Origin of the sequence: Arthrobacter nitrophenolicus, assembly GCF_000332815.1 — a bacterium.
GTDB classification, from domain to species: domain Bacteria; phylum Actinomycetota; class Actinomycetes; order Actinomycetales; family Micrococcaceae; genus Arthrobacter; species Arthrobacter nitrophenolicus.
On the sequence record NZ_AOFD01000023.1, the window covers coordinates 36,501 to 61,782 of the forward strand.

At 67.1% G+C, this 25,282-nt stretch carries 17 protein-coding genes and 5 pseudogenes; 7 read left to right on the forward strand and 15 right to left on the reverse strand.

The window, feature by feature from the left end; all coding sequences use genetic code 11:
* Position 1 precedes the first annotated feature (1 nt).
* Positions 2 to 553, reverse strand: coding sequence for a dihydrofolate reductase family protein (locus G205_RS10210; protein WP_009372948.1), 552 nt, complete (start codon positions 551 to 553; stop codon positions 2 to 4).
* A 208-nt stretch (positions 554 to 761) separates the two neighbouring features.
* Between G205_RS10210 and G205_RS10215 the strand changes: the two genes are divergently transcribed.
* Positions 762 to 1,244: a hypothetical protein gene (locus G205_RS10215; RefSeq protein WP_009372949.1), complete on the forward strand. Its 483-nt coding sequence runs from the start codon at positions 762 to 764 to the stop codon at positions 1,242 to 1,244.
* Positions 1,245 to 1,262: 18 nt separating this feature from the next.
* Here the strand turns inward: G205_RS10215 and G205_RS10220 are convergent, their stop codons facing one another.
* From G205_RS10220 to G205_RS10235, 6 genes and pseudogenes are all read right to left on the reverse strand, one after another.
* The gene (locus tag G205_RS10220) at positions 1,263 to 2,171 is read right to left on the reverse strand and encodes a GGDEF domain-containing response regulator (RefSeq protein ID WP_009372950.1); all 909 of its coding nucleotides are present in this window, start codon (positions 2,169 to 2,171) and stop codon (positions 1,263 to 1,265) included.
* Positions 2,168 to 2,647: an Hpt domain-containing protein gene (locus G205_RS22725; RefSeq protein ID WP_338058410.1), complete on the reverse strand. Its 480-nt coding sequence runs from the start codon at positions 2,645 to 2,647 to the stop codon at positions 2,168 to 2,170. The genes G205_RS10220 and G205_RS22725 overlap by 4 nt, the downstream gene beginning before the upstream one ends.
* A 6-nt stretch (positions 2,648 to 2,653) precedes the next feature.
* Positions 2,654 to 3,283 (reverse strand): annotated as a pseudogene (locus tag G205_RS22730) (response regulator); the annotation flags it as partial.
* Positions 3,166 to 5,127 carry an ATP-binding protein gene (locus tag G205_RS23770; protein WP_052014097.1) on the reverse strand — a complete coding sequence of 654 codons (1,962 nt, stop codon included), beginning with the start codon at positions 5,125 to 5,127 and terminating at the stop codon, positions 3,166 to 3,168. The pseudogene G205_RS22730 and the gene G205_RS23770, both read right to left, overlap by 118 nt.
* A 143-nt stretch (positions 5,128 to 5,270) precedes the next feature.
* Positions 5,271 to 7,408, reverse strand: a pseudogene (locus tag G205_RS10230) (putative bifunctional diguanylate cyclase/phosphodiesterase).
* A gap of 245 nt (positions 7,409 to 7,653) precedes the next feature.
* The gene (locus G205_RS10235) at positions 7,654 to 7,923 is read right to left on the reverse strand and encodes a GlsB/YeaQ/YmgE family stress response membrane protein (protein ID WP_009372951.1); all 270 of its coding nucleotides are present in this window, start codon (positions 7,921 to 7,923) and stop codon (positions 7,654 to 7,656) included.
* A 217-nt stretch (positions 7,924 to 8,140) separates the two neighbouring features.
* Here G205_RS10235 and G205_RS10240 point away from each other — a divergent pair, with 217 nt between their 5' ends.
* Entirely contained in the window at positions 8,141 to 9,007 is an 867-nt protein-coding gene (locus G205_RS10240; RefSeq protein ID WP_009372952.1) for an HAD hydrolase family protein, read from the forward strand.
* A 6-nt stretch (positions 9,008 to 9,013) separates the two neighbouring features.
* On the opposite strand, the pseudogene G205_RS10245 reads toward G205_RS10240, so the two are convergent.
* Both G205_RS10245 and G205_RS10250 read right to left on the reverse strand, forming a co-directional pair.
* Positions 9,014 to 10,428, reverse strand: a pseudogene (locus G205_RS10245) (UDP-glucose dehydrogenase family protein).
* A complete protein-coding gene (locus tag G205_RS10250; protein WP_009372953.1) occupies positions 10,425 to 11,597 on the reverse strand; it encodes a glycosyltransferase family 4 protein in 1,173 nt (390 codons plus the stop codon). Before G205_RS10250 ends, G205_RS10245 begins: the two are co-directional and overlap by 4 nt.
* A gap of 259 nt (positions 11,598 to 11,856) precedes the next feature.
* Here G205_RS10250 and G205_RS10255 point away from each other — a divergent pair, with 259 nt between their 5' ends.
* Entirely contained in the window at positions 11,857 to 12,717 is an 861-nt protein-coding gene (locus G205_RS10255; protein WP_009372954.1) for a PRC and DUF2382 domain-containing protein, read from the forward strand.
* 414 nt (positions 12,718 to 13,131) lie between these two features.
* Positions 13,132 to 14,445 carry a cell division protein PerM gene (locus G205_RS10260; RefSeq protein ID WP_009372955.1) on the forward strand — a complete coding sequence of 438 codons (1,314 nt, stop codon included), beginning with the start codon at positions 13,132 to 13,134 and terminating at the stop codon, positions 14,443 to 14,445.
* A 21-nt stretch (positions 14,446 to 14,466) separates the two neighbouring features.
* Here G205_RS10260 and G205_RS10265 read toward each other — a convergent pair whose 3' ends face one another.
* Positions 14,467 to 14,898: a hypothetical protein gene (locus G205_RS10265; protein ID WP_009372956.1), complete on the reverse strand. Its 432-nt coding sequence runs from the start codon at positions 14,896 to 14,898 to the stop codon at positions 14,467 to 14,469.
* A gap of 39 nt (positions 14,899 to 14,937) precedes the next feature.
* On the opposite strand from G205_RS10265, the gene purN reads away from it, so the two are divergent.
* On the forward strand, positions 14,938 to 15,507 hold the full coding sequence (purN, locus tag G205_RS10270) for a phosphoribosylglycinamide formyltransferase (protein ID WP_009372957.1): 570 nt from the start codon (positions 14,938 to 14,940) through the stop codon (positions 15,505 to 15,507).
* 142 nt (positions 15,508 to 15,649) lie between these two features.
* On the opposite strand, the gene G205_RS10275 is transcribed toward purN, so the two are convergent.
* Complete coding sequence (locus G205_RS10275) at positions 15,650 to 17,002, reverse strand: MFS transporter (protein ID WP_009372958.1); 1,353 nt, start codon at positions 17,000 to 17,002, stop codon at positions 15,650 to 15,652.
* Between the two features lie 141 nt (positions 17,003 to 17,143).
* Here G205_RS10275 and purH point away from each other — a divergent pair, with 141 nt between their 5' ends.
* Positions 17,144 to 18,829, forward strand: coding sequence for a bifunctional phosphoribosylaminoimidazolecarboxamide formyltransferase/IMP cyclohydrolase (gene purH, locus G205_RS10280; RefSeq protein WP_009372959.1), 1,686 nt, complete (start codon positions 17,144 to 17,146; stop codon positions 18,827 to 18,829).
* 280 nt (positions 18,830 to 19,109) lie between these two features.
* Here the strand turns inward: purH and G205_RS10290 are convergent, their stop codons facing one another.
* Positions 19,110 to 20,072 carry a trypsin-like serine peptidase gene (locus G205_RS10290; RefSeq protein ID WP_009372961.1) on the reverse strand — a complete coding sequence of 321 codons (963 nt, stop codon included), beginning with the start codon at positions 20,070 to 20,072 and terminating at the stop codon, positions 19,110 to 19,112.
* Positions 20,073 to 20,404: 332 nt separating this feature from the next.
* Here G205_RS10290 and G205_RS10295 point away from each other — a divergent pair, with 332 nt between their 5' ends.
* The gene (locus G205_RS10295; RefSeq protein ID WP_009372962.1) at positions 20,405 to 22,624 is read left to right on the forward strand and encodes an NADP-dependent isocitrate dehydrogenase; all 2,220 of its coding nucleotides are present in this window, start codon (positions 20,405 to 20,407) and stop codon (positions 22,622 to 22,624) included.
* A gap of 128 nt (positions 22,625 to 22,752) precedes the next feature.
* Here G205_RS10295 and G205_RS10300 read toward each other — a convergent pair whose 3' ends face one another.
* From G205_RS10300 to G205_RS21735, 3 genes and pseudogenes are all read right to left on the reverse strand, one after another.
* A complete protein-coding gene (locus G205_RS10300) occupies positions 22,753 to 23,232 on the reverse strand; it encodes a hypothetical protein (protein ID WP_009372963.1) in 480 nt (159 codons plus the stop codon).
* Positions 23,229 to 24,502 (reverse strand): annotated as a pseudogene (locus G205_RS10305) (serine/threonine-protein kinase). Before G205_RS10305 ends, G205_RS10300 begins: the two are co-directional and overlap by 4 nt.
* A gap of 283 nt (positions 24,503 to 24,785) precedes the next feature.
* Positions 24,786 to 25,282, reverse strand: a pseudogene (locus G205_RS21735) (hypothetical protein); the annotation flags it as partial.

A 25,282-nucleotide genomic window follows, 5' to 3' on the forward strand; every position in this document is an offset into this window, starting at 1 on the left:
TCTATCCCTCCAGCCGGCCGTAGGTGCTCACCACGTTGCCCTTGCTGGTCCGCCTTTCGTCCTGCAGCACCAGCCGGGTTGTCGGGTCGCCGTCCTGGAAGAGCCGGCGGCCGCTCCCGGCGACCACCGGGTGGGTCATCAGTGTGAGCGAGTCCAGGAGCCCGGCGAACAGCAGTTGCCGGGTCACGGAGATGCTGCCGCAGACGGCGATCTCGCCGCCGTCGCGCTTCTTCAGCTGTGCCACGAATTCCTCCAGCGGTGCATCCATCAGGTGGGAGTTCTGCCAGCCGAGCGGTTCGGTGAGGGTCCGCGAGGCCACGTGCTTCTCCACGGGGTTGATGAAGGCGGCGAAGTCCTCGTCCACTGACGCGTTCGGCCAGTAGCCGGCCCACTCCTGGTAGCTCACCCGGCCCAGCACCACGGTGTCCACATTGTCCATCATCCTGGTGAGGCCTTCACCAAGCTCGTCATCGAAGCTGTCGAACTGGAATTTGTAGGGATCTGACACCACGCCATCCACGGAATGGAACAGGCCGGCAGTAACTATGCGCATATGGAAGCCTCCTAAAATCGGGCGGACAAATTCACCGTAACGGGGCTGCCGGCAGCGGGGAAGATCGAGCACAAAACAACCGACGGCGCGGCCGCCAGTTATGTTCATCACTCAGTACGGTGTCTTGCCGTGTTTCGCCTTAATCCAGCCCCATACTTGTGTTGATGCGGCCACTTTCCGCAGCCCCCGGCCAGGCAGGAGGAAGTGCATGGAAACCCTGAAAAAAGTCTTGACCAACCAGTATTTTCCCGCCGCTGCTGTATTGACGGCAGTGATCCTTTTCTGGGCCGTGGGACTCCTGGGCGGGCTGTCCCTGCTGCATAACAACCAGCCGCCACTGACCACGCTGACCTGGATGCTGTTCGTCTACGGCGCCGCGGTCCTCACACCCCTCGCCGGCATGCTGGCCGCCGCGGACCTGCTCCGCCGGTGGCGCCGCAACCGTGCCGCCGCCGTTGAAACCGCCGTTGAAACCGCCGACGGCGGTGCCTACGTCAGTGCGGCAGTTCCGGAGCGCGCCGCTGAGGCAGCGCTTCCTGCCGAAGCGGCCGGTGCGCGCCACGAGCAGAACCAGCACGCCGAAGGGCCGAACCAGTACGCGGAACGGCCGGCCCAGCGCCAGGCGGCCGCTAAGAGGCCCGGCATCAAAAAGCCCGCCCCGAAGAAGGCCGGCAGCAAGAAAGCAGCCTGACCGGAGCGCAAACCGGGGTCAGCCTGCCAGTTCCACCCGGTTCCGGCCGGCCGCCTTCGCCGCATAGAGTGCCGCGTCCGCTGCACCCAGCAGTGCCTCCGGTTCTCCGCCCTGGGCGGGGGAAAACGTCGAGATCCCGGCGCTGAGCCGCAACTGGCCTGACGGGTCGCCCCGGTGGGGGATGGCAAGATCCCGCACGGCGTCCAGCGCCCGCTCCATGCAGGCCTTCGCGCGCAGCAGGCTTTGGTGCGGGAAGACCAACAGGAACTCCTCGCCGCCGAACCGGTACACCCCATCGGACTTCCTGGCCTGCGCCCTCAGGGCCGCGGCCACGGCGCGCAACGCAAGGTCGCCGGCCTGGTGCCCGTAAACGTCGTTGTACGCCTTGAAATTGTCCACGTCGCACATGGCCAGGCTGTACTGCTCCCCGTAGCGGACGCTGCGGGCATGCAGTTGCTCCAGGTCCTCAGCCAGCTTCAGCCGGTTGTGCAGCCCGGTCAGGGGATCGGTGCGCGCCTGCTGCGACAGCACCTTCCGGTAATGGGCGAGGTCCGCATGCAGGGTGGTGATCCGCAGTGCCACCAGCAGCCGGGCCCGCAGCACGAAGGGATCCAGCGGTTTGGTGACGTAGTCGTCAGCCCCGGCCTCGATCCCGGCCAGCACGTCATCACGGGAGTCCTGCGATGTCAGCATCACAATGTACGTGTACAGGTCCGCGCCCCGGGACCGGATGGCCCGGCAAAGGGCCAGCCCGTCCATGCCGGGCATCATCCAGTCCGTCACCACCACATCCGGCTGGTGCTCAAGATACAGTCCCCACGCTTCGTCGCCGTTTGCGGCGGCCAGGCAGTCATGCCCGGCGCGCTCCACGGCGGCCTGGGCCACCAGCAACGAACCCGGATCGTCATCGGCAACGAGGACTTTCATCCGTCCACCTCCAGCGCCGCGTCCAGTTCCGCATCCACCCGCCGCAGCTCTGCTTCAAGCCGGCGCACCAGGTCAATCCCGCCGTCGTGGTTTCCTGCCCGGCCCAGCCCCTCCAGCTCCGCGCAGATGGCAGCGGCCCTGCCGGCGCCGATATTGGCCGCCGAGCCCTTCAGGGCATGCGCCGCCCTCACCAGCGCCTCGCCGCCGCCGTCGTCCAGCGCGGCCTGCAGCGCAGCGATCCGGCCGGGCACGTCCTTCCGGAACGCTTCCACCGTGGCGGGCAGCAGCCCCCGGCCGTCGTCGGGGCCCAGGCCGCGGAGCATGGCAAGCCGGTCCTGGTCAACAGCCCGGCGCTCTGTCGCGGCGCGGACGGCGCCGGTGACCGCCAGGGCTTGCGCGGCAGGTTCAGGAACCCACCGCGCCAGCGCAGCCTGCAGCGCTGCCGCATCCACGGGCTTGGCCAGGTAGTCGTCCATGCCCGCGGCGAGGCACCGTTCCCTGTCCCCGTCTAGTGCGCCCGCTGTCATCGCGATAATGGGCAGGCGGAAAGTTCCGCCGCGGCTGCGGATCACACGGGTGGCCTCGAACCCGTCCATGACGGGCATGTGGCAGTCCATCAGGACTGCTGAATAGCGGGTGGAGGCGGTGGCGTCCACGGCTTCGGCCCCGTTGGAGACGACGTCCACCGTGTAGCCGAATTTGTTGACCGTCGCCTGGGCCACCAGCTGGTTGACCTCGTTGTCCTCCACAATCAAGATGCGCCCGCGGTGGTGGCTGTCCCCTGGGGCCGCGGCCTGCAGGAGGCCGGACGCGGCGGCAGGCTGGACGCTTTCGCTGGTGGACATGAGGCGGACCAGCCGGTTGTAGAACTCGGAGCTGCGGACGGGCTTCATCAGCCACTCGCGGACCCCGGCCCCGGTGATTTCGGCCGTGTTCACCTGCATGGTGGAGGTGAGCATGATGAGTTCGATGTCGGCAAGGCGGGCATCGGCCTTCATGCGCCGGGCAAGCTCCAGGCCGTCGGTGTCCGGCATGCAGAAGTCCAGCACGGCCAGATGGAAGGGCTCTCCGGCGGCGCTCGCCTGCCGGGCCCGGTCCAGTGCAGTGGCGGCGTCCGGCACGGCCTCGGGCTGGAGCCGCCAGCCGCGCAGCTGGGACTCCAGGACCAGGCGTTGGTGGCGTTGTCGTCCACCACCAGGACGCGCAGGCCGTTGAGGAAGCCGGCAGCGGGAACGGGATCGGTGGACGGCGGAGCCACGGGGAGCGGCAGCCGGAACCAGAAGGTGCTGCCCTTGCCGGGAACGCTGTCCAGCCCGATGTCGCCGTCCATCGCCTCGGTGAGCCGGCTGCTGATGGCCAGGCCCAGTCCGGTCCCCCCGTAACGCCGGGTGGTGGAGGCATCCGCCTGCGAGAACGATTCGAACAGTTTCCGGTGGTGGGCGGGATCGATGCCGATGCCGGTGTCCCGGACCTCGAAATGGACAGCGGAAATGTTTCCGGGGGCGGCCTCGGGATTCTGCGTCGTCACCCGGATGGAAACCTCCCCGGACGCCGTGAACTTCACCGCGTTGGAGGCGAGGTTCAGCAGGATCTGCCGGATCCGGCCTGAATCGCCCTGCAGGCGCGCCGGCACATCCGGCTCGCAGTAGCCGATCAGCTCCAGGTTCTTGGCGAGGGCCGGCTCGGCCAGGAGCCCGGCCACCTCTTCCACGAGGACCCGGGGGTCGAACGGACGGATATCCAGGTCCACCTTGCCGGCTTCCAGCTTGGAGAAATCCAGGATGTCGTTGATCAGGGCCAGCAGCGATTCGCCGGCGCCCCGCACGCCCTGGGCGTACTGCTTCTGGGTCTCGTCCAGCGGTGTTTCGAGGAGGAGGGCGGTCAGGCCCACCACTCCGTTCATCGGGGTCCGGATCTCATGGCTCATGGTGGCCAGGAACTCCGATTTGAGCCGGCTCGACTCCATTGCCGCTTCCCGTGCCGCCTCCAGTTCCCGGGTCCTGGCCGCCACCTCGTCCTCCAGGCCACTGGTCAACCGGATGTTCTCAAGGACGATGAGCACCTGCCGGACGAGCACGCACACCAGCAGCGCAGCCCCCACCACAACCAGAAACGGCTCAAGTCCGGACAGGTGCGGGACCGCGAACAGGAGCACGGCCAGCACCAGCGGGGCATACGGGAGCAGCTCCAGCGCCAGAGTGTACCCGGTACGGGCCGTGCCGGCGCTTTCCACGTACGGTGCCATGGGCGCCAGCGCGATCAGGAGGAACGCGACAATCCATCCGAGGGCGAGCGGCGAACCCGTGGCGCCCGTGACGCCGTCGAACGTCATGCGCACATAGATGCTGTCTGTAACTGCGAGGACGAGCATGCCGCCGCCGAAGCACAGGAAAGGCAGGCGTTCGCCGGGCTGCCGCCGCATGGCCAGGACCAGCACGAGTGAGGTGATCACCAGGTCGACTACCGGATACGCCATTCCGGTCAACCGGGTCAGCGGATCACCCACCGAGTCGAAGGCGGGCCCCAGCGCGGTGTACCAACTGACCACCAGCACAGAACCTGCCACCACGGCGGCGTCCATCACCGCCCGGTACAGCGCCACCCGGTTGCCGGCGCGCCTCTTGAACGCGAACAGCGCGACGACGGCGGGCACCGAGTAGCCGATGAATCCGGCGTCGGCCAGGGACGGGAAGGGGTAAACGTGGTTGAAGGCCAGCCCGTAGTACGCGTACACGGCCATCCCGGCCGCCCAGACGAAGACGGCAATGGACATGAAGGTCCAGGCCCGGGCGTTCACTCCGCCCAGCCGTGCTGCCCGGGCGCAGCTTGCCCCGGCCAGCAGCGATGCCGCAAGGATCAGGACATCTCCCGTCACCAGCGCATGGGGCGTGCCGCTGTTCGCGGCGAAGTACAGCGCGAGCGCCGCAAGCGCTGCGGCCGCCAAGAGGCCCAGCATGCCCAGGCGCGCCCTGCCCGCGGTGGGACTTCGTTCCAAGAGACCAGCCTGAGACACGGACGAACCCTTCCCCCTACCGGCGCCCTGAGCCCCCAGCCGGGCCCACCCGAGACCTGGGTGGAGACGCCTCCCTATGATATCCCTCACACCTCAAGGGCTGCTGTCCGGCTGCACCGGGAATCTACCTTCTTGAGAGCCTGGAGGGCTTCCTCGGCCCGCCGCAGGGCGTGGTCCAGCCGTTCACCGGGCTCGGGGAGCGAGAACAGGTACCCCTGCAGGGAATCGCACTCCAGCGCCGTCAGGTAGTCCGCCTGCGCCGCCGTTTCGACGCCCTCCGCCGTCACCGTCAGCCCGAGGCTGTGGGCCATGTTGATCATTGAGCTCAGGATGGGCAGCCGTTCCTCGCCGGTGCGGACCATGGACACGAAGGACTTGTCGATCTTCACCGTATCCACGGGAAGGTCCTGCAGCCTGCCCAGGGAGGAGTATCCGGTTCCGAAATCGTCCAGGGCCACCCGGGCGCCCGCGTCCCGCAGTGAGCTGAGTTGCTTGATCAGGCTGCAGTCGGCGTCGAAAAAGACGCTCTCGGTCACCTCCAGCACCAGCTGGTAGGCCGCCACGCCGCTGGCCTCTGCAAGGTGGAGCACCCCCTGGGCAAAGTCCGGATCCTGGAGCTGGACCCCGGAGACGTTGACCGAGAGGGACCGCGAGGGATCCTCGCTGAGCCACCCTGCCAGCTGCACCATTCCCAGCGCCATCACCTCCGCGCCGATTTCGTTGATGAGCCGGTGCGCTCAGCCAGCGGGATGAAGATCGACGGCGGGATGCGCTCGCCGCCGCGGTCCCACCGTGCCAGCGCCTCGAACTTCACCACCTGTCCCATGCGGTGCGAAACGATGGGCTGGAAATCTACGCTGATCTGACCGCGCGGAACCGCGAGCTGCAGGGCGCTTTCCATGTCCGTGCGCTGCACGAGCGCAGTCATCATGTCCGGGTGGAACCGCAGGAACCGGTTCTTGCCGGCCGCCTTCGCCGCGTACATCGCGATGTCAGCCTGGCGCAGGAGTTCGGACGGGCCCACGCTGTCCTGGGCCAGCGACGCGAGCCCCAGGCTGAGGCTGGGGCGCAGCACCGCGCCGTTGATGGTCAGTGGTACATGCAGGCAGCGGACGATGCAGGCAGCGATCTCATCCGCGTCGGGGCAGGCGGTGAGCAGAACCACGAATTCATCGCCGCCCAGGCGTGCGACGACGTCGGCGGTGGGGACGCAGCCGCGGAGCCGGCGGGCCACCTCCACCAGCATGTCGTCGCCCGCCTGGTGGCCCAGGATGTCGTTGACTTCCTTGAAGTCGTCAAGGTCCAGCAGAAGGACGTCCACGGCCTTCAGCCGCGGCTCCTGCAGCGACTCGGCCAGGGCGTCATTGAACACAGCCCTGTTGGCCAGCCCGGTCAGGGGATCCTGGAATGCCATGGCCCGCAGTTTCTCCGCCTGCGCCGCGAGGTCCAGCATGGCCTGCTGGGCCTGTTCCTGGGCCTTCCGCCGGGGCGTCACGTCGCGGAAGCTCCACACCCGGCCCACAACGTTCTCGCCCACCCGTTGCGGCCGAGAGTACCGCTCGAAAGTCCGGCCATCCTTGAAGTCCAGGACATCGTGGCTTTCGGCTTCCGGGTCCTCCTCCAGTTCCGTCAGCCGGGCCATGAAGGCAATGGGGTCCGCCACCTGCGAAACGATGAGCCGCATGACGGGTTCCTCGCTGTCGCCCTTCAGGAGCTCCGCGGGGATGTTCCACATGGTGAGGAACTGGTCGTTGTAGCCTGCCACGTGGCCCTCGGAACTCATGACCAAAATCCCGTCGGCGGTGGACTCCAGGGTGGCCGTCAGCAGGGACATGGCCTCCCGCAGGTCCGCGTCCGCGGCCTGGCGGTGTGACGTACCCCGGACGGACAGAAGCAGGCGCGTGCCGGCGGGGATCCCGTCGTCGTGCCCCGCCTGCCCAGCCTGGCCTGGTGCGTGATCGCGTCCGCCGGACGGCACCAGGGAGCACGCTACCTCCGCAGGGAACTCCGTGCCGTCCCGCCGCAATCCCCGGACCTCCTGGGGCGGTGGATAGCCGCCGGGCTCGAGGATGATCCGGCGGAGCAGCCGGTCCACGTCGTCGCCGAACCCGGCCGCCAGCAGCTTCCGGTAGTTGCGCCCTGCCAGTTCCCCGCGTGGAAACCCGAAGAGCCGGGCCGCCGCGGCGTTGGCGATGGTGATGGTGCCGTCTGCTGAGAGCGCCAACAGGCGTCCGGATTCGCGTCCAGGATCGCGCTGAATGCCCGGACCGCCAGATTTTCCGTGTGGCTCGAATCAGCCATGACACCACCCCCCTCGCACATCATAAATGCGGACCCGGGACTTTCGCCCGGGAGGGGGAAATCGGTTCCCATTAGTTATCCGGAAGTTTGCTCCCGGAAGGACGGGACGCAAAAACGCCGTCCCCCGATGGAGGACGGCGTTTTTTGCGTTGGGGAAATATGGTGCGGCTACACCCTGCGGTGGCTGCGGTTGGTGACTGCCCCGTAGACCAGCAGGACGATGACGGAACCGAGGATGGCCAGGAGCCAGGTGCGGATATCGAAGAACTCCGCCAGCCCGCCGCCGAAGATCAGTGAACCGATCCAGCCGCCGAGGATGGCCCCGACAACCCCGAGGACCAGGGTGACCACCCAGCCGCCGCCTTGGCGGCCCGGCAGGATTGCCTTCGCAATAGCGCCAGCGATCAGGCCCAAAATGAGAAATCCAAGAATGCCCATGTTGTCACTCCTTAATCAGTAAGTTGTGCCGGGCCCCCATATTCCGGTGTGCTAATTCAATCAGTGTGCTTACATGCCTGCAAGGCCTCAAAGATCACAGGATGACTGTCACTTTTCCCGCCGCATGCCGGCTTTTCCAGCCCGGGGCTGGCCGGAAATGCCGGTTGCCGCCTTGGATAGGATGAAACGGTCCCCGCAACAGACCAAGGAGTCCGGCATGTCCAGCCAGCGAACCGTCCGGCCGCGTGCCATATTCCTCGACATCGATGGTACGTACGCCGACCATGGGCTGGCCCCGGAAGCCCACGTTGAGGCCGTCCGGACAGCGCGCCGGAACGGCCACCTGGTGTTCGTGTGCACCGGACGCCCGCTGTCCATGGTGCCCGGCCACATCCTCGCGGCGGGGTTCGACGGCGTGATCACCGGCGCCGGAGCCCGGGTGGAAATGGACGGCGAGGTGCTCAAGGACTCCCGCTTCGAACCGGATGTGGCCGCCCGGATCGTCGAGACCCTGGATGTCCACAATGCCGCCTACATCCTGGAAGCGCCCGAGGCGCTGCACGGGCGCACCGGCGTGGACCGGCGCCTGCGGGAGGTGCTGGGACCCGTCTTCGCCGGACGCCCGCAGCACGACGGCGTCCTGAGCACCGACGTTGATCCGCTTGAGGACATCCTGGGGCCCATGCAGTACAGCGACGACCTCAGGTCCGTGTCCTTCGCCAAGATTTCCTGCTTCGACTCGCCGGTGCCGCTGACCGGCCTCATGCACCACTTTGGTCCCGAAGTGGGGCTGATCCCGAGTTCCCTCTCCGCGCTGGGCGACCGCGCCGGGGAGATCTACATGGCCGGAACGCACAAAGCCGTGGGCATCCAGGTGGTGGAGCAGCGGCTGGGGCTGAAGCGCGAGGACATTGTGGCGATCGGGGACAGCGCCAACGACATCGAGATGCTGGAGTACGCCGGCACGGGCATCGCCGTGGAGGGCGGCCACCCGGGCGTGCTGGCCGTCGCGGACAGGGTGACCCCCGGTCCCGCCGGCAACGGTGTGGCGCTCGCGTTTGCCGAACTGGGGCTGCTGACGTAGGAGGGCCTACCGTGCCCGGGAGGCCGGGACGCGGTCGGTGGCAGGAGCGGTGGTCGCGGGTGCGGCGCCGCCTGTAGGCATCCCGGCATTCGTGCCGAGGCCGCGCACAACCCAGCCACCAGCCCGCCAGGCATCGGCGTCCAGCACGTTGCGTGCGTCCAGCACCACCCGCCGTCGGACCAGCCCGCCCGCAGCGCTGGGGGAGAGCTGCCGGTATTCGTCCCATTCGGTCAGAAGCAGCACCAGCTCCGCGCCCTCCAGCGCGCGCCCGGTGGAGGTTTCGAACCGCAGCCGGGGGTACCGCCGCCAGGCATGGTTGACGGCTTTGGGATCCGTCACGGTCACGTGTGCCCCTGCGGCCGCGAGCCTGTCCGCCACGTCAAGGCTGGCGAGTCGCGGATATCATCAGTGTCCGGTTTGAAGGACGCCCCCAGCACGGTCACCGACCGGCCGGCCAGGGTTCCGCCACAGAGCTCCGCTGCCAGGTCCACCGTCCGGGACCGCTGCCCGAGGTTCACCGCATCCACCAGGCGCATCCAGTCCTCCACGGCGGCGACGCCGTGACCGGCTGCCTGCGACCGGAAGCTGCGGATGTCCTTGGGCAGGCAGCCGCCGCCGAACCCCAGCCCGGCATGCAGGTACCGGTTCCCGATCCTTGGGTCCAGGCCCATCGCCTCGCTGAGTTCGCCCACGTCCGCCCCGGAGGCGTCGCAGAGTTCGGCCACGGCGTTGATGAAGCTGACCTTGGTGGCCAGGTAGGCGTTCGCTGCCGACTTGATAAGTTCCGCCGTCGCGAAATTGCAGACCAGCCGTGGAATCCCGGCACGGAGCAGCGGCTCATACACCGCGTCCAGCGCGGCTGTCACGCCCAGCGGCGCGCCGGTTGACGGATTGAAGGCGGCGCCCCGGCCGCCGTCCACTCCATAGACCAGCCGGTCCGGCACCAGCGAGTCCTTCACCGCGGTGCCCTGCCGGAGGAATTCGGGGTTCCAGCCCAGCAGCACGTCCGGCCGCCGGGCCAGGACTCCGCGGAGCATCTCCACCGTGCCCACCGGCACGGTGGATTTACCGACGACGACGGCGCCCGCGGCAAGGTGCGGCAGCAGCGTTCTCGCGGCGGAAACCAGGAAGGTGAGGTCGGCGGCGTCGGACGTTTTGTCCTGGGGAGTCCCTACACAAAGGAAGTGGACCTGCGCATCCTTCGCGTCGGCGGCATCGCTGGAGAAGCGCAGCCTGCCGTTGCTGCGCCCGTCCCGGAGCAGTTCGTCCAGTCCCGGCTCATGGAAGGGGGCGGCCCCGCGGCCCAATTGTTCAACTTTGGCGGGATCGACGTCGATACCCACCACCGTGTGGCCCATGGATGCCAGGGTGGCGGCGTGGACGGCACCAAGGTAGCCGCAGCCAATGACCGAGATTTTCACTGAGCTGCCCCTGTCTTTGAAACGGATGTCCATGAACCGGATGCCCGTCCTGCCGGTGCTTCCGCCAGCACGTCGTTGTAATGGTTGACCAGTTCGGCGCAGAGGGCAGGCCAGGTCCTGTCCTGCACCGCTGCGTGGGCCATAGTGGCGAACGCCCGGCGTTTGGCGTCGTCACCCATCAGGTCCAGGACCCGGGCGCGCAGGGCGGACAGGTCGCCTGGTTCGTAGAGCCAGCCCGTCCGGGAATTCTCCACCAGGTCCAGGGGGCCGCCGCGGCCCGTGGCCACCACCGGTACCCCCGATGCCATAGCCTCCTGGATGGTCTGGCAGAACGTCTCGAACTCGCCGGGATGGACGAACAGGTCGAAGGACGCCACGGCGCGTGCCAGGTCCTCGCCGCCCAGGAACCCGGTGAAGGCCGCGTCCGGCAGGGCCTCCTCCAGGGCGGCCCGCTGGGGACCGTCGCCCACGATCACCAGTTTCGTGTTGGGAATCCCTGCCAGGGCTGCGAGGTCCTCAACCTGCTTCTCGACGGCGAGCCTGCCCACGTAGCCGATGATCCGCTGGCCGCCGGGGGCCACCGAAGCCCGCCACCCGTCGTCGCGCTTTGCCGGCGAAAACCGGGCGGTATCCACCCCGCGGCGCCACATCTGCACGCGGGGGATGCCGCGGCCGCGCAACTGGTTCAGCGCGAACGTGGACGGCGCCAGGGTGCGGGAGGCCAACAGATGGATGTTCTCGACCCGGTTCCAGGCCCAGTTCTCCAGGAACGGAACCCCATACCGGGCGGCGTAGCTGGGAACTTCGGTCTGGTAGATGGCCACGGTGGGGATCCCCAGCTGGTGCGCTGCCTGCGCCGCCCGCCAGCCGAGGACAAACGGCGAGGCTAGGTGGACCACGTCCGGTGCGTAATCGGCAAGGATTCTCTTGACCCGGTACACACCGCCCATCGCCACCCGGACGTTCGTGTATCCCGCCAGCGGCACGGCGGGCAGGCGGTGGACCGCGGCACCCTTGACCTGGTCCGGTGTTTCCCCGTCCTGGGTGGATGGCGCAATGACCAGGACGTCGTCGCCCCGGTCCTGCAGGTGGTCCAACACCCTAAGGATGGAGTGCGTCACACCGTTCATCAGCGGCAGGAATGATTCAGCAACAATTGCGATCCTCACCCCTCCACCGTGGGTGCCGGCCTAACGTAGCGGGGGAGAACGCGTGACCCGGAGGGAAAGCTTGGGTGAACGGCAGAAGGTCCGGTTCAAAAAAATTACTAAGTAGGCTTTGCAATTGATGATAAGCATGCTTACGGTAGTGGGGCAGCCAGTACTCACAGCCTCAAGCAGCCGGGGCGGTGTCCGGCACGGGAACCCCCGTGCCGGACCATCCACAGCTGGCGAGACCCAAGTGCAACGACACATCCAAGGAGACGTCATGCTCAACCGGGAAAACATTGAAGACCTGCTCAACAGGAACGGCAACGTCGTCGGCTCCGACGGCGAGAAGATCGGCTCGATCGGCCAGCTGTACGCGGACGACGATACGGGTGAACCGACGTGGGTCACCGTAAAGACGGGACTTTTCGGCACCTCCCAGTCCTTCGTTCCCGTTGAAGGCGCGCACACCCAGGGCGATGACCTGGTGGTTCCGTACACCAAGGAACACGTCAAGGACGCACCGCGCGTGGACGTGGACGGCCACCTCACCCCCGAGGAAGAGGACCGCCTCTACACCCACTACGACCGCGGCGCCCGCACCTACTCCGACGCCCGGGACGACGTGGACCTCCAGGGCGACGCCGACCTCAACGCCGGTACCCCGACGGCCGGCATCGGCCGGGACCGGGATCTCACTGACCGCGACCTCACTGACCGCGACAGGGGCACGGTGGGCCATGACACCTCAGGCCCCAATACCGACGACGCGATGACCCGTTCCGAGGAACGGCTCCACGTTGGCACCGAGCGCGAAACTGCAGGCCGGGCGCGGCTGCGGAAGTATGTCACCACGGAACACGTCACCAAGACCGTCCCTGTGCAGCGTGAGGAAGTCCGCCTGGAGCGCGAACCCGTCACCGACGCCAACCGCGGCGATGCGATGCGCGGACCGGACATCAGCGAAGAAGAGCACGAGGTGACCCTGCACGAGGAGCGCCCCGTGGTCGAGAAGGAAACCGTGCCGGTGGAACGGGTCCGCCTCGACAAGGACGTTGTCCAGGACGAGGTCCGGGTCGATGAGGAAGTCCGCAAGGAACACATTGACGCTGACGGCGTGGACCGCGACCGCCGCCTCTGAGTAACGGAAGTAAGAACAGTCGACGCCGGGAGCCTACTTGGAGGCTCCCGGCGTCGCCGTGCTTGCAGAATTCAGAAAAACGCTGGTGCAGCCTCCGCCGAAACGGCGGCTGCACCAGCCAGTAGGACGAATATCTTCAGAACTTAGTGTTCATCTCTCATTCGCGGCTCCTGTTTCCCGGCTTACGGTTTCCGGGCCCTCGCCGGCCTGCTCTCGATGCCGCTGTTCGTTCACCGGACGGAGACCAGCCGTACTCTCGAGGCACCCTGGGGGTGCCGGTGTTTGCAGTAAATCCCATTTTACGGCGGACCCTGCTAAAAAGCGCCGGGAAAAGCCGTGCAACCAGCGGTTGATGCTGGCCGCAAGCCTGTCGCTTCCAGGCCTGGCGGACCCGCCGTGACACCATGGAACACGATGAAACTGCGCGCCGACCAGACCGGAGACCGTGGCCTCCCCATGCCCCTGTGGCTGCAGGGTGCCCTCGAAACAGCCCAGGCGGCTGTCATTTCCGCGCTGGTGGTGATCGCGCCGATCATTGCCGTCTGGGCCACCGCAGGCTTCCAGGACGGGCATTTCGACACCCTGGCCCGGCTCGCCGGGCAGTCCTGGCTGCTGGTCCACGGTGTGCCGCTCGCGCTCACGGCCGCGGGGTCGGACACCGCCGCGCACGGTGACGCCGGCCTCCTGACACTCGTTCCCCTGGGGCTGACCCTGATCCCGTTCCTGCTGGCGTGGCGTGCGGGCCGGCGCCTGGCGCGGGCGTCCTACACGGACCAGCTCTGGCAGGCGCTGCTGGGATCGTGGCTTGTCTACTCCGCCTTCGGTGCGGCCACCGGATTCGTATGCCGCACAGCGGACGTCGGCATCAACCTGGGGCACGCCATGCTGGTTCCCCTGGTTCCCTACGCCCTGGGAATGGTGATCGGCGCCCGCCGCGAGGCCGGGTCCTGGAGCCGGCTGATCAGCGTCGACGCTGTGGACTGGATCTCACGCACCAGCCAGCATTCCCGCTGGGCGGGCTCCTACTTGGCTTCCGCTGCCAAGGCCGGCTTTGTGGCCGTGGTGTCCGCCCTGGCGCTTGCCTCGGCGCTGCTGGCCGTGGACTTGTTCATCCACTGGAACCTGGTGGTCGCCGTTTATGAAGCGCTCGACGCCGGCGCCATCGGAGGTGCGGCCCTCACCGTTGCGCAGCTTGGCTACCTGCCCAACCTGGTGGTCTTCGCCCTCGCATGGACGTCCGGGGCGGGTTTTGCCATGGGGGTCGGCTCGCAGGTGGGTCCCCTCGGCACCGCCGTCGGACCGCTGCCCTCCATCCCCGTGCTGGCGGCCATTCCGAGCGGGCCGCTCGATTATGCCGTCGTTGCCCTGATCGTCCCGGTGCTGGCCGGCGTCCTGGCGGGGTGGTGGTTCCTCCGGGAAGGCGAGAACCATTTTGACGAGTGGCTTGCCATCAAGATCCGGGCGCGCTGGTTCACGGCCTCCATCTCCACCCTGGTGCTTGGCGTGCTGACCGGGCTGGCTGCCGGGCTGCTGGCTATGGCGGCGGCCTGGCTGGCCCGTGGTTCGGCAGGCATCGGGCGGCTGACGGAGATCGGCCCGGACCCGTTGTGGACGGGAGTCTGGGTGGCCGCCGAGGTGGGTGCCGGCGTCGTGATTGGCTATGCAGCGGGTCCCTGGCTGGAACGCGAGCGGGCCGCCAAAGAAGAGGACGCCGAACTGGTCCACTGAAGTGGACGCCCGGGGTAGATGCTAGGGAAGCTGCGCGGGCAGCGACTTCTCAAGCTGTATGCGGCAGGCAGTCTGGGCCTGGTCCGTCAGCGCCCGGCCCACGCACGCCTGATATTCGCGGATCTCGTCGAAGAACACCGCCGTCACGACGATCAGCAGCACCAGGATGGCCGAGACCACCATCCCCGAGATGGTCCCGATGAGGACGAGCTTGGACTCCCGCAACCGCACTGCCCGGACCAGCAGGACCACGCCCAGGGCCAGGCTGGCGGCCGTGAGGATGGCCGTGAGCCAGAGGTAGTTGACGTCCAGCTGGTAGACGAAGAACGCGCCCAGGACCGAGACGACGAACATCCGGAACAGCGTGTGGGTCCTGGCGAGCGAGGCTTTTGCCGCCTCGCTGAGCGGAGCTCTGGTCCGCTGCTGCTGCGCCGGTTCGGGGTTGCTGTTCATGTTTTCCAGCCTACGCGAGGCTGCCCATAAGCTAGACCAATGCGCATCGTAGTCCTCGTTTCCGGCACCGGGTCCAATCTCCAGGCAGTAATTGATGCGGTGAAGGCCGGCGAACTGGACGTCGAAATCGCCGCCGTGGGGGCCGACCGCCCGGGGACCTACGGCGTGGAACGCTCCGCAGCCGCCGGCATCCCCACGTTCGTGGTGGACTTCAAGGCCTACCCGGACCGCGCGGAGTGGAACAGCGCGCTCACCAAAGCTGTGGCTGCCTTCGAACCGGATGTTGTGGTGTCTTCCGGGTTCATGCGGATCGTGAGTCCTGAGTTCATCGACGCGTTCAACGGCAAATACCTGAACACCCACCCGGCGCTGCTGCCGGCGTTCCCCGGGGCCCACGGTGTGCGGGAAGCGATGGCGTACGGCGTGAAAGTCACCGGCTGCACGGTGCACTGGGCCGACGCCGGCGTGGACACGGGCCCCATCATCGCCCAGGAAGCCGTGGCCGTCGAGGACGGCGACACTGAGGAAACCCTGCACGAACGCATCAAGGTGGTGGAGCGCCGGCTCCTGGTCTCCACGCTGGCAGACCTCGCCGCCGCCCAAGCCTGACCCGGGGACCTGACCCGGACCCCTGACCCGCCGTCGACGCGCAGGTTACTTTTCGACGCTCACATGCACGGGCGCAACTGAAATATACGGTGCGCACATGCATATGCGTGTCGGCAGCGGATTTGCGCGTCGAAGGCAGCCTTTACTCGAGGCGGCGCTGCTTGGTCTCGGGGGAGAAGAACGCCATCCACAGTACGGCCAGCAGCACCAGTCCGCCGGCCAGGGCGAAGGATGTTGCGAGGCCCAGCTCCGGCCAAAAGTAGTTGGCGAAGATGAGCGGTCCGAAACCTGCCCCAAGCCGTGAGAACGTGGACGCCCAGCCGAAGCCGGAGCCGCGCAGCTCGGTGGGGTAGAGCTCGGACACGTAGGCGTACAGCACCGGGATGGCCACCTGCACCACGAACCCGAACACCAGCAGCCAGAACACCGCCGCCGTGGGGATGTCCACCACGAACGCCACGATCACCAGGGTCAGCGCGGACAGCGGGCCGGTGATGGCAAGGATCCACTTTCGGCCCACCCGCTCCACCAGGAGCGCGGCGACGATGACGCCCAGCAGTCCCACGGCGGCCATGGACGCGGTGGTCACGAACGCCTTGTACTCGGCGAAGCCGGCGCCGATCAGGATCCGCGGCATCCAGGTCAGGGACAGGTAGTAGACCAGCAGGATGCTGAAGAACAACGCCCATGCCGCAGCGGTGATCTTCCAGTTGAACTGCCACACGGACCGCAGCTGGGTCCACGCGCTGCCGGCCGAGAGCCGCGGGACGTCCTTGGCATCCGGCAGGCTGTAGGCGCGGGGCTCGGCCCCGGTTGCTTCCACCAGGCCGTCGATGACTTTTGCGGCTTCCTCCCGCCTGCCCTGGCGGATCAGGAACAGCGGCGACTCGGGCACGCTCCGCCGGACCCAGAAGACGAGCAGTGCGGGCAGGACCATCACCAGCATGGTCAGCCGCCAGTCGCCGTACAGGGCCACCAGGCCGGCCGACACGAAGCCGGCGAGGGCGGCTCCAATGGGCCACCAGCCGTCCATGGCCGTCAGCACCTTGCCGCGCTGCTTCCGCGGCGTGAACTCGCCCACCAGTGCATAGTCCACGGGAATGCACCCGCCCAGGCCAAAGCCGGCCATGAACCGGAACACGCAGAACCAAATGAAGTCGGGGGAGAAGGCGCCGAACACGGTGAAGAGCGAGAAGATCAGCAGCGTGGCCGTGAATGCCTTCTTGCGTCCAATGGTGTCCGCGATGGTGCCCCAGACGAAGGCGCCGAGGGCCATGCCGATGAGGTTGGATGTTCCCACCCATGCCACTTCACCCGGTGTCAGTGCCCAATGCGTGGAGAGCAGCGGAATGAGGATGCCGTTCAGGGTCACATCCCAGGCATCGAACATGAACCCGAGCCCGCCGATCAGGAAGATCCTGCCCTGGACTTTCCATCGCCAGGGCAGTTCCTGGACCACCTGTTCGCCGCTGGGCACAGTGGTGTAAGTATTCATCGCAGCCTCCTGGGAAAACTCTAGCCGCGCCCGGGGGCGTTCACACTCAGGCGGACACGCGGGGCAACCTGCGCTTCGCGATAAACTGGGCCTATCCCCACCAACCGCGGCACTGTTCCGCGAGATAAGACGGAGACATTTGTGAGCTTCACGCAGCATGAGCGCGTATCCATTGACCGTGTTCCCATCCGCCGGGCGCTGATCTCGGTTTACGACAAGACCGGTCTGGAGGAACTCGCCCAGGGCCTGCACGCAGCGGGAGTGAAGCTGGTCTCCACCGGTTCCACGGCCAAGAAGATCGCCGCCGCGGGCATTCCCGTGCAGGAGGTTGAGGAAGTCACCGGTTCACCGGAGATGCTGGACGGCCGCGTCAAGACGCTGCACCCGCGCGTCCACGGCGGTATCCTGGCGGACCGCCGCGTCCCCGCCCACATGGAAACGCTCAGCCGCATGGAGATCGAGCCCTTCGACCTGGTGGTGGTGAACCTCTACCCGTTCGTGGAAACCGTCAAGTCCGGCGCGGCCCAGGACGACGTCGTCGAGCAGATCGACATCGGCGGCCCCGCCATGGTGCGGTCGGCAGCGAAGAACCACGCCGCCGTCGCCATTGTGGTGGACCCCTCCTTCTACGGCCAGGTGGTTGCCGCAGCCGCTGAGGGCGGCTTCGACCTGAAGACCCGGCGCCGGCTCGCCGCCAAGGCGTTCGCCCACACCGCTTCCTACGACAACGCCGTGGCCACCTGGACGGCCAGCCAGTTCCTGGACGAGGACGGCGACGGCGTCATCGACTGGCCCGCCTACGCCGGCCTCTCGCTGGAGCGCTCGGAGGTCCTGCGCTACGGCGAGAACCCGCACCAGCAGGCCGCGCTCTACGTGGACAAGGCCGCCCCGGTGGGCATCGCCCAGGCGGACCAGCTGCACGGCAAGGCCATGAGCTACAACAACTTCGTGGACGCTGACGCGGCCCTGCGCGCAGCCTTCGATTTCAGTGAGCCCGCAGTGGCCGTCATCAAGCACGCCAACCCCTGCGGCGTGGCCGTGGGGTCCGCGGACGCCGCCGACCCCATCGCCGATGCGCACGCCAAGGCGCACGCCTGCGACCCCGTTTCCGCGTTTGGCGGCGTGATCGCAGCCAACCGTCCGGTCACCGCCGGCATGGCCAACACCGTCAAGGACATCTTCACCGAGGTGGTCATCGCGCCCGGCTTCGAGCCGGAAGCCGTCGAGATCCTGTCGAAGAAAAAGAACATCCGCCTGCTCTCCCTGCCCGAGGGCTACGGCCGGTACCCCACCGAGTTCCGCCAGGTTTCCGGCGGCATGCTGGTCCAGGTCACCGACAAGGTGGACGCCGACGGCGACAACCCCGCCAACTGGACCCTGGCCGCCGGTGAGGCGGCGGACGAGAAGACCCTCGCGGACCTCGCATTCGCGTGGACCGCCTGCCGGGCCGCGAAGTCCAACGCCATCCTGATCGCCAATGACGGTGCCGCCGTCGGCATTGGCATGGGCCAGGTCAACCGCCTGGACTCCTGCCGCCTGGCGGTGGAGCGGGCCAACACGCTGGGCGTGACGGTGGAGTCCGACGTCGACGGTGCGGGCGGCGCCTCCAACGCCAGCGGATCGAACGCCCCTGAGCGCGCCCGCGGCGCCGTGGCAGCCTCCGACGCGTTCTTCCCATTCGCCGACGGGCTACAGATCCTGATCGACGCCGGCGTCCGCGCCGTGGTGCAGCCCGGCGGTTCCGTCCGGGATGACGAAGTGATTGCGGCAGCCAACGCGGCCGGTATCACCATGTACTTCACCGGTGCGCGCCACTTCTTCCACTGATCCCCACCGGCCCCCTAACGGCGTGGGCCCAATTAAACGAACGACGGCGCCTGTCCCCGCGTAGGGGGCAGCGCCGTCGTTCGTGTTGGGGCACATGTCCTAGGACCCGGCTTTGTCAGCGTCCGCGTCCCTCTGCTTGAGACGCGGACCCTCCGCCGGGAGCCGGAGCTCCCGGGGCCTGGCTTCTGCCATCCGCTGCTTTGTCCAGTACTCGAGGATTTCCTCGTGGGTCTGGGCTGCGTCTCCGTGCGTGACGGAGCCCTCCCCGGCTGGCTCGCTGCTAGGAGATCGCTGCACTTTGGTACGTCGCCTGGATGACCGTGCCCCAGTACGGGCCGTACATGACGTTGGAGCCGCTGTAGCCGTAGCTGTTGATCGAGTTCTGGACGCCGGAGGAGCTGGTGCCGATGAACCACGGGCCGCCGGAGGAACCGCCGGTCATGTCGCAGGGGATGCCCTGGGTGCCGAACTGCGGGTTGTTGGCGTCGTTGCTTGCCGTTCCTGTGCAGCTCTTCAGGGTCTCGCCGTTGAAGGGGCGGGCTGCGGGGTAGCCGAAGGACTTGTAGGTGAGCCCGCGTGCCTGGTTGAAGGCGACGCCGGAGCCACCGACGACGTCAGTCAGGTTCTTGCCGCCTAACTGGTTCATGACGGCGAAGCCGGTGTCGTAGGCCATGTCCCCGTTTGCGCTCCACTGGGTGGGGGCGAAATACTTCCGCGCCGTCCACTTGCCGTAGGGGGCAGCACCATTTTCATAGGCAGGAACGAAGATGAAGTTCGTGGCGAATGCTCCCGGGCCTTCATTGAGGCAGTGCCCTGCCGTGGCCACCGTGCTCTCGTTGACCGAGGAGACAGCGTTGCCGGAGCATACGTAGTTCGCGCCGCCCAGGGTGAAGAAGACCTTGCCGATGTGCTTCACCGGGGCTTCGCTGGCTGCGATGGTCTGCTTGCCTCGAGTGGGGCTGACCTGCGAGCCCTTGCCCTTTTCGACGGGGACGGCGGAGCGGTTGCCGCGCTCCAAGGCCTTGCCGGCCAGGACGTCGCCCGGGATGGCTGCCTTCATCTTGTCTGCTGTCCAGTACTCTGCCGCGCCGGTGTCCTCGACGGTGACACTGGCAGTGGCCGGCGTGTTTTTGTCATCTGTGGCGTCCGGCGCGGCCGAGGCTCCGCCAGCCGTGGCAACTGCCAGAACGGCTGCGGCTGAAAGGCTCAGGAGGCCCGAGGCGAGAGACCTGGTGCGTGTCATTGGTGTCCTGTCTGAACGGGGTAGCGGCCCCGGTGCGGGCCGGAGAGTGACGTAGCGAATTTACCCGTCACATGACAAGTTTGTAAATAGTAGTGACGTATCATGTAGGGCTTCCCGCCGAGTGCGCCGGCGGGATGGGGCAGGGATTACGACGGCGGGATGGCGCCTTGGTGCGTGCCGCCGTCGGGCATTCTGCATCGCTGTAATCCTGCTCACCGCGGGGTAATCAAGCGGCTCCAGTAAGGTTCAAACCCGCGTCCTCGGGTAAGTTGTAGATGGTGAAATAGACCGACATTTCACAACCAAGCCGACCCACAGGGAGACGCCCGCGCATGTCCAAGATTATCTACACCCACACCGACGAAGCGCCGATGCTGGCTACCTATTCGTTCCTGCCCATCATCGAGGCGTTTGCTTCGACCGCAGGTGTGGAGGTGGAGACCCGCGACATTTCGCTCGCCGGCCGCATCATCGCCGTGTTCGGTGACTACCTCACCCCGGAGCAGCAGATCGGTGACGCCCTTGCTGAACTGGGTGAACTGGCGAAGACGCCGGAAGCGAACATCATCAAACTGCCGAACATCAGCGCATCCATCCCGCAGCTGAAGGCCGCCATTGCAGAGCTGCAGGGCCAGGGCTACGCGCTGCCGGACTACCCGGACAACCCCTCCTCGGACGAGGAGACGGCCATCCGCTCCCGCTATGACAAGATCAAGGGCTCCGCCGTGAACCCGGTCCTGCGCGAGGGCAACTCGGACCGCCGCGCACCGCTGTCCGTCAAGAACTACGCCCGCCAGAACCCGCACTCCATGGGGGCCTGGACCGCAGACTCCAAGACCAACGTGGCCACCATGGGCAAGGACGACTTCCGTTCCAACGAGAAGTCCGTGGTTGTCGAGTCCGAGGGCACCGTCGCCATCCAGCTGGTCCGTGAGGACGGCTCCGTGAAGGTCCTGAAGAAGGCGTTCCCGGTCCTGGCCGGTGAGGTCATCGACGGCACCGTGATGCGCGCCGCCGCCCTGGACGAATTCCTCAAGGCCCAGGTTGCCCGCGCCAAGGAAGAGGGCGTGCTGTTCTCCGCACACCTGAAGGCCACCATGATGAAGGTTTCCGACCCCATCATCTTCGGCCACGTGGTCAAGGCCTACTTCTCCGAGCTTTTCGAGACCTACGGCAAGCAGCTCGCCGCCGCCGGCATCAGCCCGAACAACGGCCTGGCCGCCATCCTGAGCAGCCTCGAGGACCTGCCCGAGGACGTGCGCGAAGGCGTCCAGTCGCTCATCAAGAAGGGCATGGAGGATGGCCCCGCGCTCGCAATGGTGGACTCGGACAAGGGCATCACCACCCTGAACGTCCCGTCCGACGTCATCGTGGACGCGTCCATGCCGGCCATGATCCGCAGCTCCGGCCACATGTGGGGCCCGGACGGCAAGGAAGCCGACACCCTGGCCGTGCTGCCGGACAGCTCCTACGCCGGGATCTACCAGGTGGTCATCGATGACTGCCGCGCCAACGGCGCCTACGACCCCACCACCATGGGCACCGTTCCGAACGTTGGCCTCATGGCCCAGGCCGCCGAAGAATACGGCAGCCACGACAAGACCTTCGAAATCCAGGAACCGGGAACCGTCCAGATCGTTGACGGCTCAGGGAACGTCCTGGTCGAACACCAGGTTGCCGAGGGTGACATCTGGCGCGCCTGCCAGACCAAGGACCTCCCCATCCGCGACTGGGTCAAGCTGGCCGTCACCCGCGCCCGCGCCTCCCAGACCCCTGCTGTGTTCTGGCTGGACGAGGAGCGCGCGCACGACGCCAACCTCATCGCGAAGGTGAACGAGTACCTGAAGGACCACGACACCGAGGGCCTGGACATCCAGATCATGTCCCCGGTCAAGGCCATCGCCTACACGCTCGAGCGGATCCGCAAGGGCCAGGACACCATCTCCGTGTCCGGCAACGTCCTCCGCGACTACCTCACGGACCTGTTCCCCATCCTGGAACTGGGCACCAGCGCCAAGATGCTCTCCGTTGTTCCGCTGATGAACGGCGGCGGCCTCTTCGAAACCGGCGCCGGCGGCTCCGCACCCAAGCACGTCCAGCAGCTGCTGAAGGAAAACCACCTGCGCTGGGACAGCCTCGGTGAATTCCTGGCCCTGGCCGTGAGCTTCGAGCACCTGGCCACCACCGCAGGCAACGCCCGCGCACAGGTCCTGGCAGACACCCTGGACCGTGCCACCGGCACCTTCCTGCTGGAAAACAAGTCCCCGAGCCGCCGCGCCGGCGAGCTCGACAACCGGGGCAGCCACTACTTCCTGGCCCGCTACTGGGCCGAGGAACTGGCCAAGCAGACGGACGACGCCGACCTTGCCGCCGCCTTCAGCTCCGTCGCCCACGAGCTGACCTCCAAGGAGGACACCATCGTTGGCGAGCTGGCCGAGGTCCAGGGTTCGCCCGTGGACATCGGAGGCTACTACCACCCGGACGACGCCAAGGCTTCGGCAGTGATGCGCCCGTCGGCCACACTGAACAAGGTCATCGCCACCCTGAACTAGGTGACGACCTCGCTGCGGCAGGCGTAAATGACAAAGGAGGCGGTGTCCCGGTAACCGGGCACCGCCTCCTTTAGCATTTCAGGTGAAGGGCTTGCCGTCGGCCGCATGCCAGCACGGCCTGCGGCCGCTTAATCGTTGCCCTTGCCTTTGTCACCCCTTTTGTCGTCGTCCTTGCCGGCCTCCTGCGGCTGGGGCTCCGGCACAGGAGATGGCGCCGGCTCCTGGACGGCCGGGGGAGGAGTCTGGGTCGCGGCCTGTTCGGCTGCAGCTTTCTCCGCTGCCGCCTTTTCCGCAGCGGCAATCGCATCCTCGATGTCCGCACGCACAGCGGTGGCGATGGTGGTGATGCTTCGCCGCCGCTCCTCGGAAATACCGCCCCTCGCTTGGGCGGCCTCCAGCTCGGCCTCGAGCCCGTCCAGCGCCGTCAGCGCTGCCGCGGGGTCGCTCTGCGATGAAGCCTGGGTCACCTCCAGGACCCTGGCCTGGAGCTGGCGGGCGGTGTCACGCTGCAGTCCCGTCTCCGCGGCAGCGCAGCCGGTGAGCAGGCCTGCTGCCACTAAAGCGGCCGACCAGCCCAGCGCCAGCCGGTTGCCGCGGCTTAACCTCACGGTTCCACGCTTTTCTGCAGTTCTTCCAGATGCTCGCCCAGGACGCCGGTCACCTCGGGATAGGGCACGACGTCGGCGGGAGACTGGGCGTTGAGCGTCATCATGACCGCGGCTACAGCTGCGGCAACCACCACCAGCCCCAGGATCACAGCCAGCCAAAAGCGCTTGGTCCGGGTTTGCGGGTGCAAGGAGGATGCCAGTGCAGGATCATCCGCCGGTGCCGGTGCGGGTCGCGCGGCGGATGGCCCAGTTGGGGATGCTACGGGTTCCTTGTGTGCTGCTGCAGGAGCGGGCTCTTCGGGGGAAGCAGCGGCCTCGCGGATTTCATCCACCGATTCCTCGGCGGTGATCGACGGCGGGTGGAAGGGCATGGCGGGCAGCACCCTGGTCGTCTCCGGCGCCAGTTCCCCGGGGGTGGAAGCCGGCGATACCAGAGCCTGCCGCAGCGCGATCTCGATGTCTGCCGCGGCCGGCCGTTCCAGGGGCTCGATGGCGGTCATGGAACGGATGAGGTCAGCCCATTCGGAAGGGACGTCGTCCGGGATCTCCGGTGCGCGGTGCAGGCGGGCAACCGCCGACTCCACCGCGCCGCCCGGGTACTCCACCGCGCCCTTGATGCATTCCAAAAGAACGAGGCCCAGCGAGTAGATGTCGGAGGCGGGGGAGAGGGGCTGTCCCATGGCCTGTTCCGGACTGAGGTATGCGGCCGTGCCCACCATGGTTCCGGTAGCTGTGAGCCGGGTCGAATCGGCGATCCTGGCAATGCCGAAGTCTGTGAGCTTCGGGCGCAGCGGTTCGCCGGGACGGATCTGGACCAGCAGGATGTTGGCTGGTTTGATGTCCCGGTGGATGATGCCGAGCCCGTGGACATATGCCAGGGCGTCGGCGATGCCCGCGCCGATGACTGCCAGCTCCTCCAGCGGGACCGTGCTGTGCCGGATCCGGGTCCGCAGGTCCTGGCCCTCAACCAGTTCCATGGTCAGGAAGGGCCGGGGCTCGTCCGGTATGCGGTCATCGATGCCGGCGTCAAAAAGAGTGACCAGGCCCGGATGATTCAGCGTGGCCAGCAGCTGGATTTCCGCTTCCTGGCGCTTCAGTTCATCGGCGTCCGGCGCCTGTGGTGCGAAGAGCTTGAGGCTACATCGCGGCCCAGGTTTTCGTCCCGGGCGCAATAGACGGATGACATTCCGCCACGGCCAATAACTTCACCCAACCGATAACGTCCGCCAACCACTTCATTCGTAATGGAGCTAGGCGATTCCGCCACCATGACCGTTCCTCCCGGTGCGCTGCCGCACTGTCGTACTCAAAATTATACGGGGGCTACGGCAGAACTAGCGATCGGCCCGGACGTGCCGGCGCGGGCACACCGGCGGTCCGGAGGCGAACTAGGAACGTTCGCCACCGGACCGCCAGCCACAAGGACATGTGTGCTGAGGACATGTTTGCGTCGAATTTTGGTGCGTCTAGGCGGTCCTCCTCTCCCTCAGCCTGCTGGTTGCTGCCGTGTCAGGCGCAGGGGTGCAGGCGTTGTCAGATTCCTAAGGGAGCTGCTAGGACACCTTGCGCTTGCGAAGCATCAGGAGTCCGGCCACGAGCAGCAGCAGGGCGAGCGGGACCAGGGAGGCGTCCATGCCCGTGTTTGCCAGGGTAGAGGCGCTCCCGGACTGCATGCTCCGCTGCGTGGTGTCCGCTGCGATGGCTCCGCCAACAGCGGTGGAGCCCGCCGGTGCTACGGAAATGCCGCCGGTACCGGAGGTGGCAGTGCCTCCGCTGTTGCCGCCGTTGTTCGTGCCCGTGGTGCCGTTGTCGGAACCATCACCGTTGCCGGCGCCGTTATCGGTGCCAGGGTTGTCCGTGCCGGGATCGACGGTGCCGACACCGCCGGTGTTGCCGTCACCCGGAGTGCCGGTGCCCGGGGTCTCAGTGCCCGGGGTCTCAGTGCCCGGCGTTTCGGTGCCACTACCTCCACCGATAACGCCGATACCCAGGTCAATCCCGATGTCGACACCTGCGTCGAGGCCGCCGCTGCCGCCGGTGGTTCCGTCGG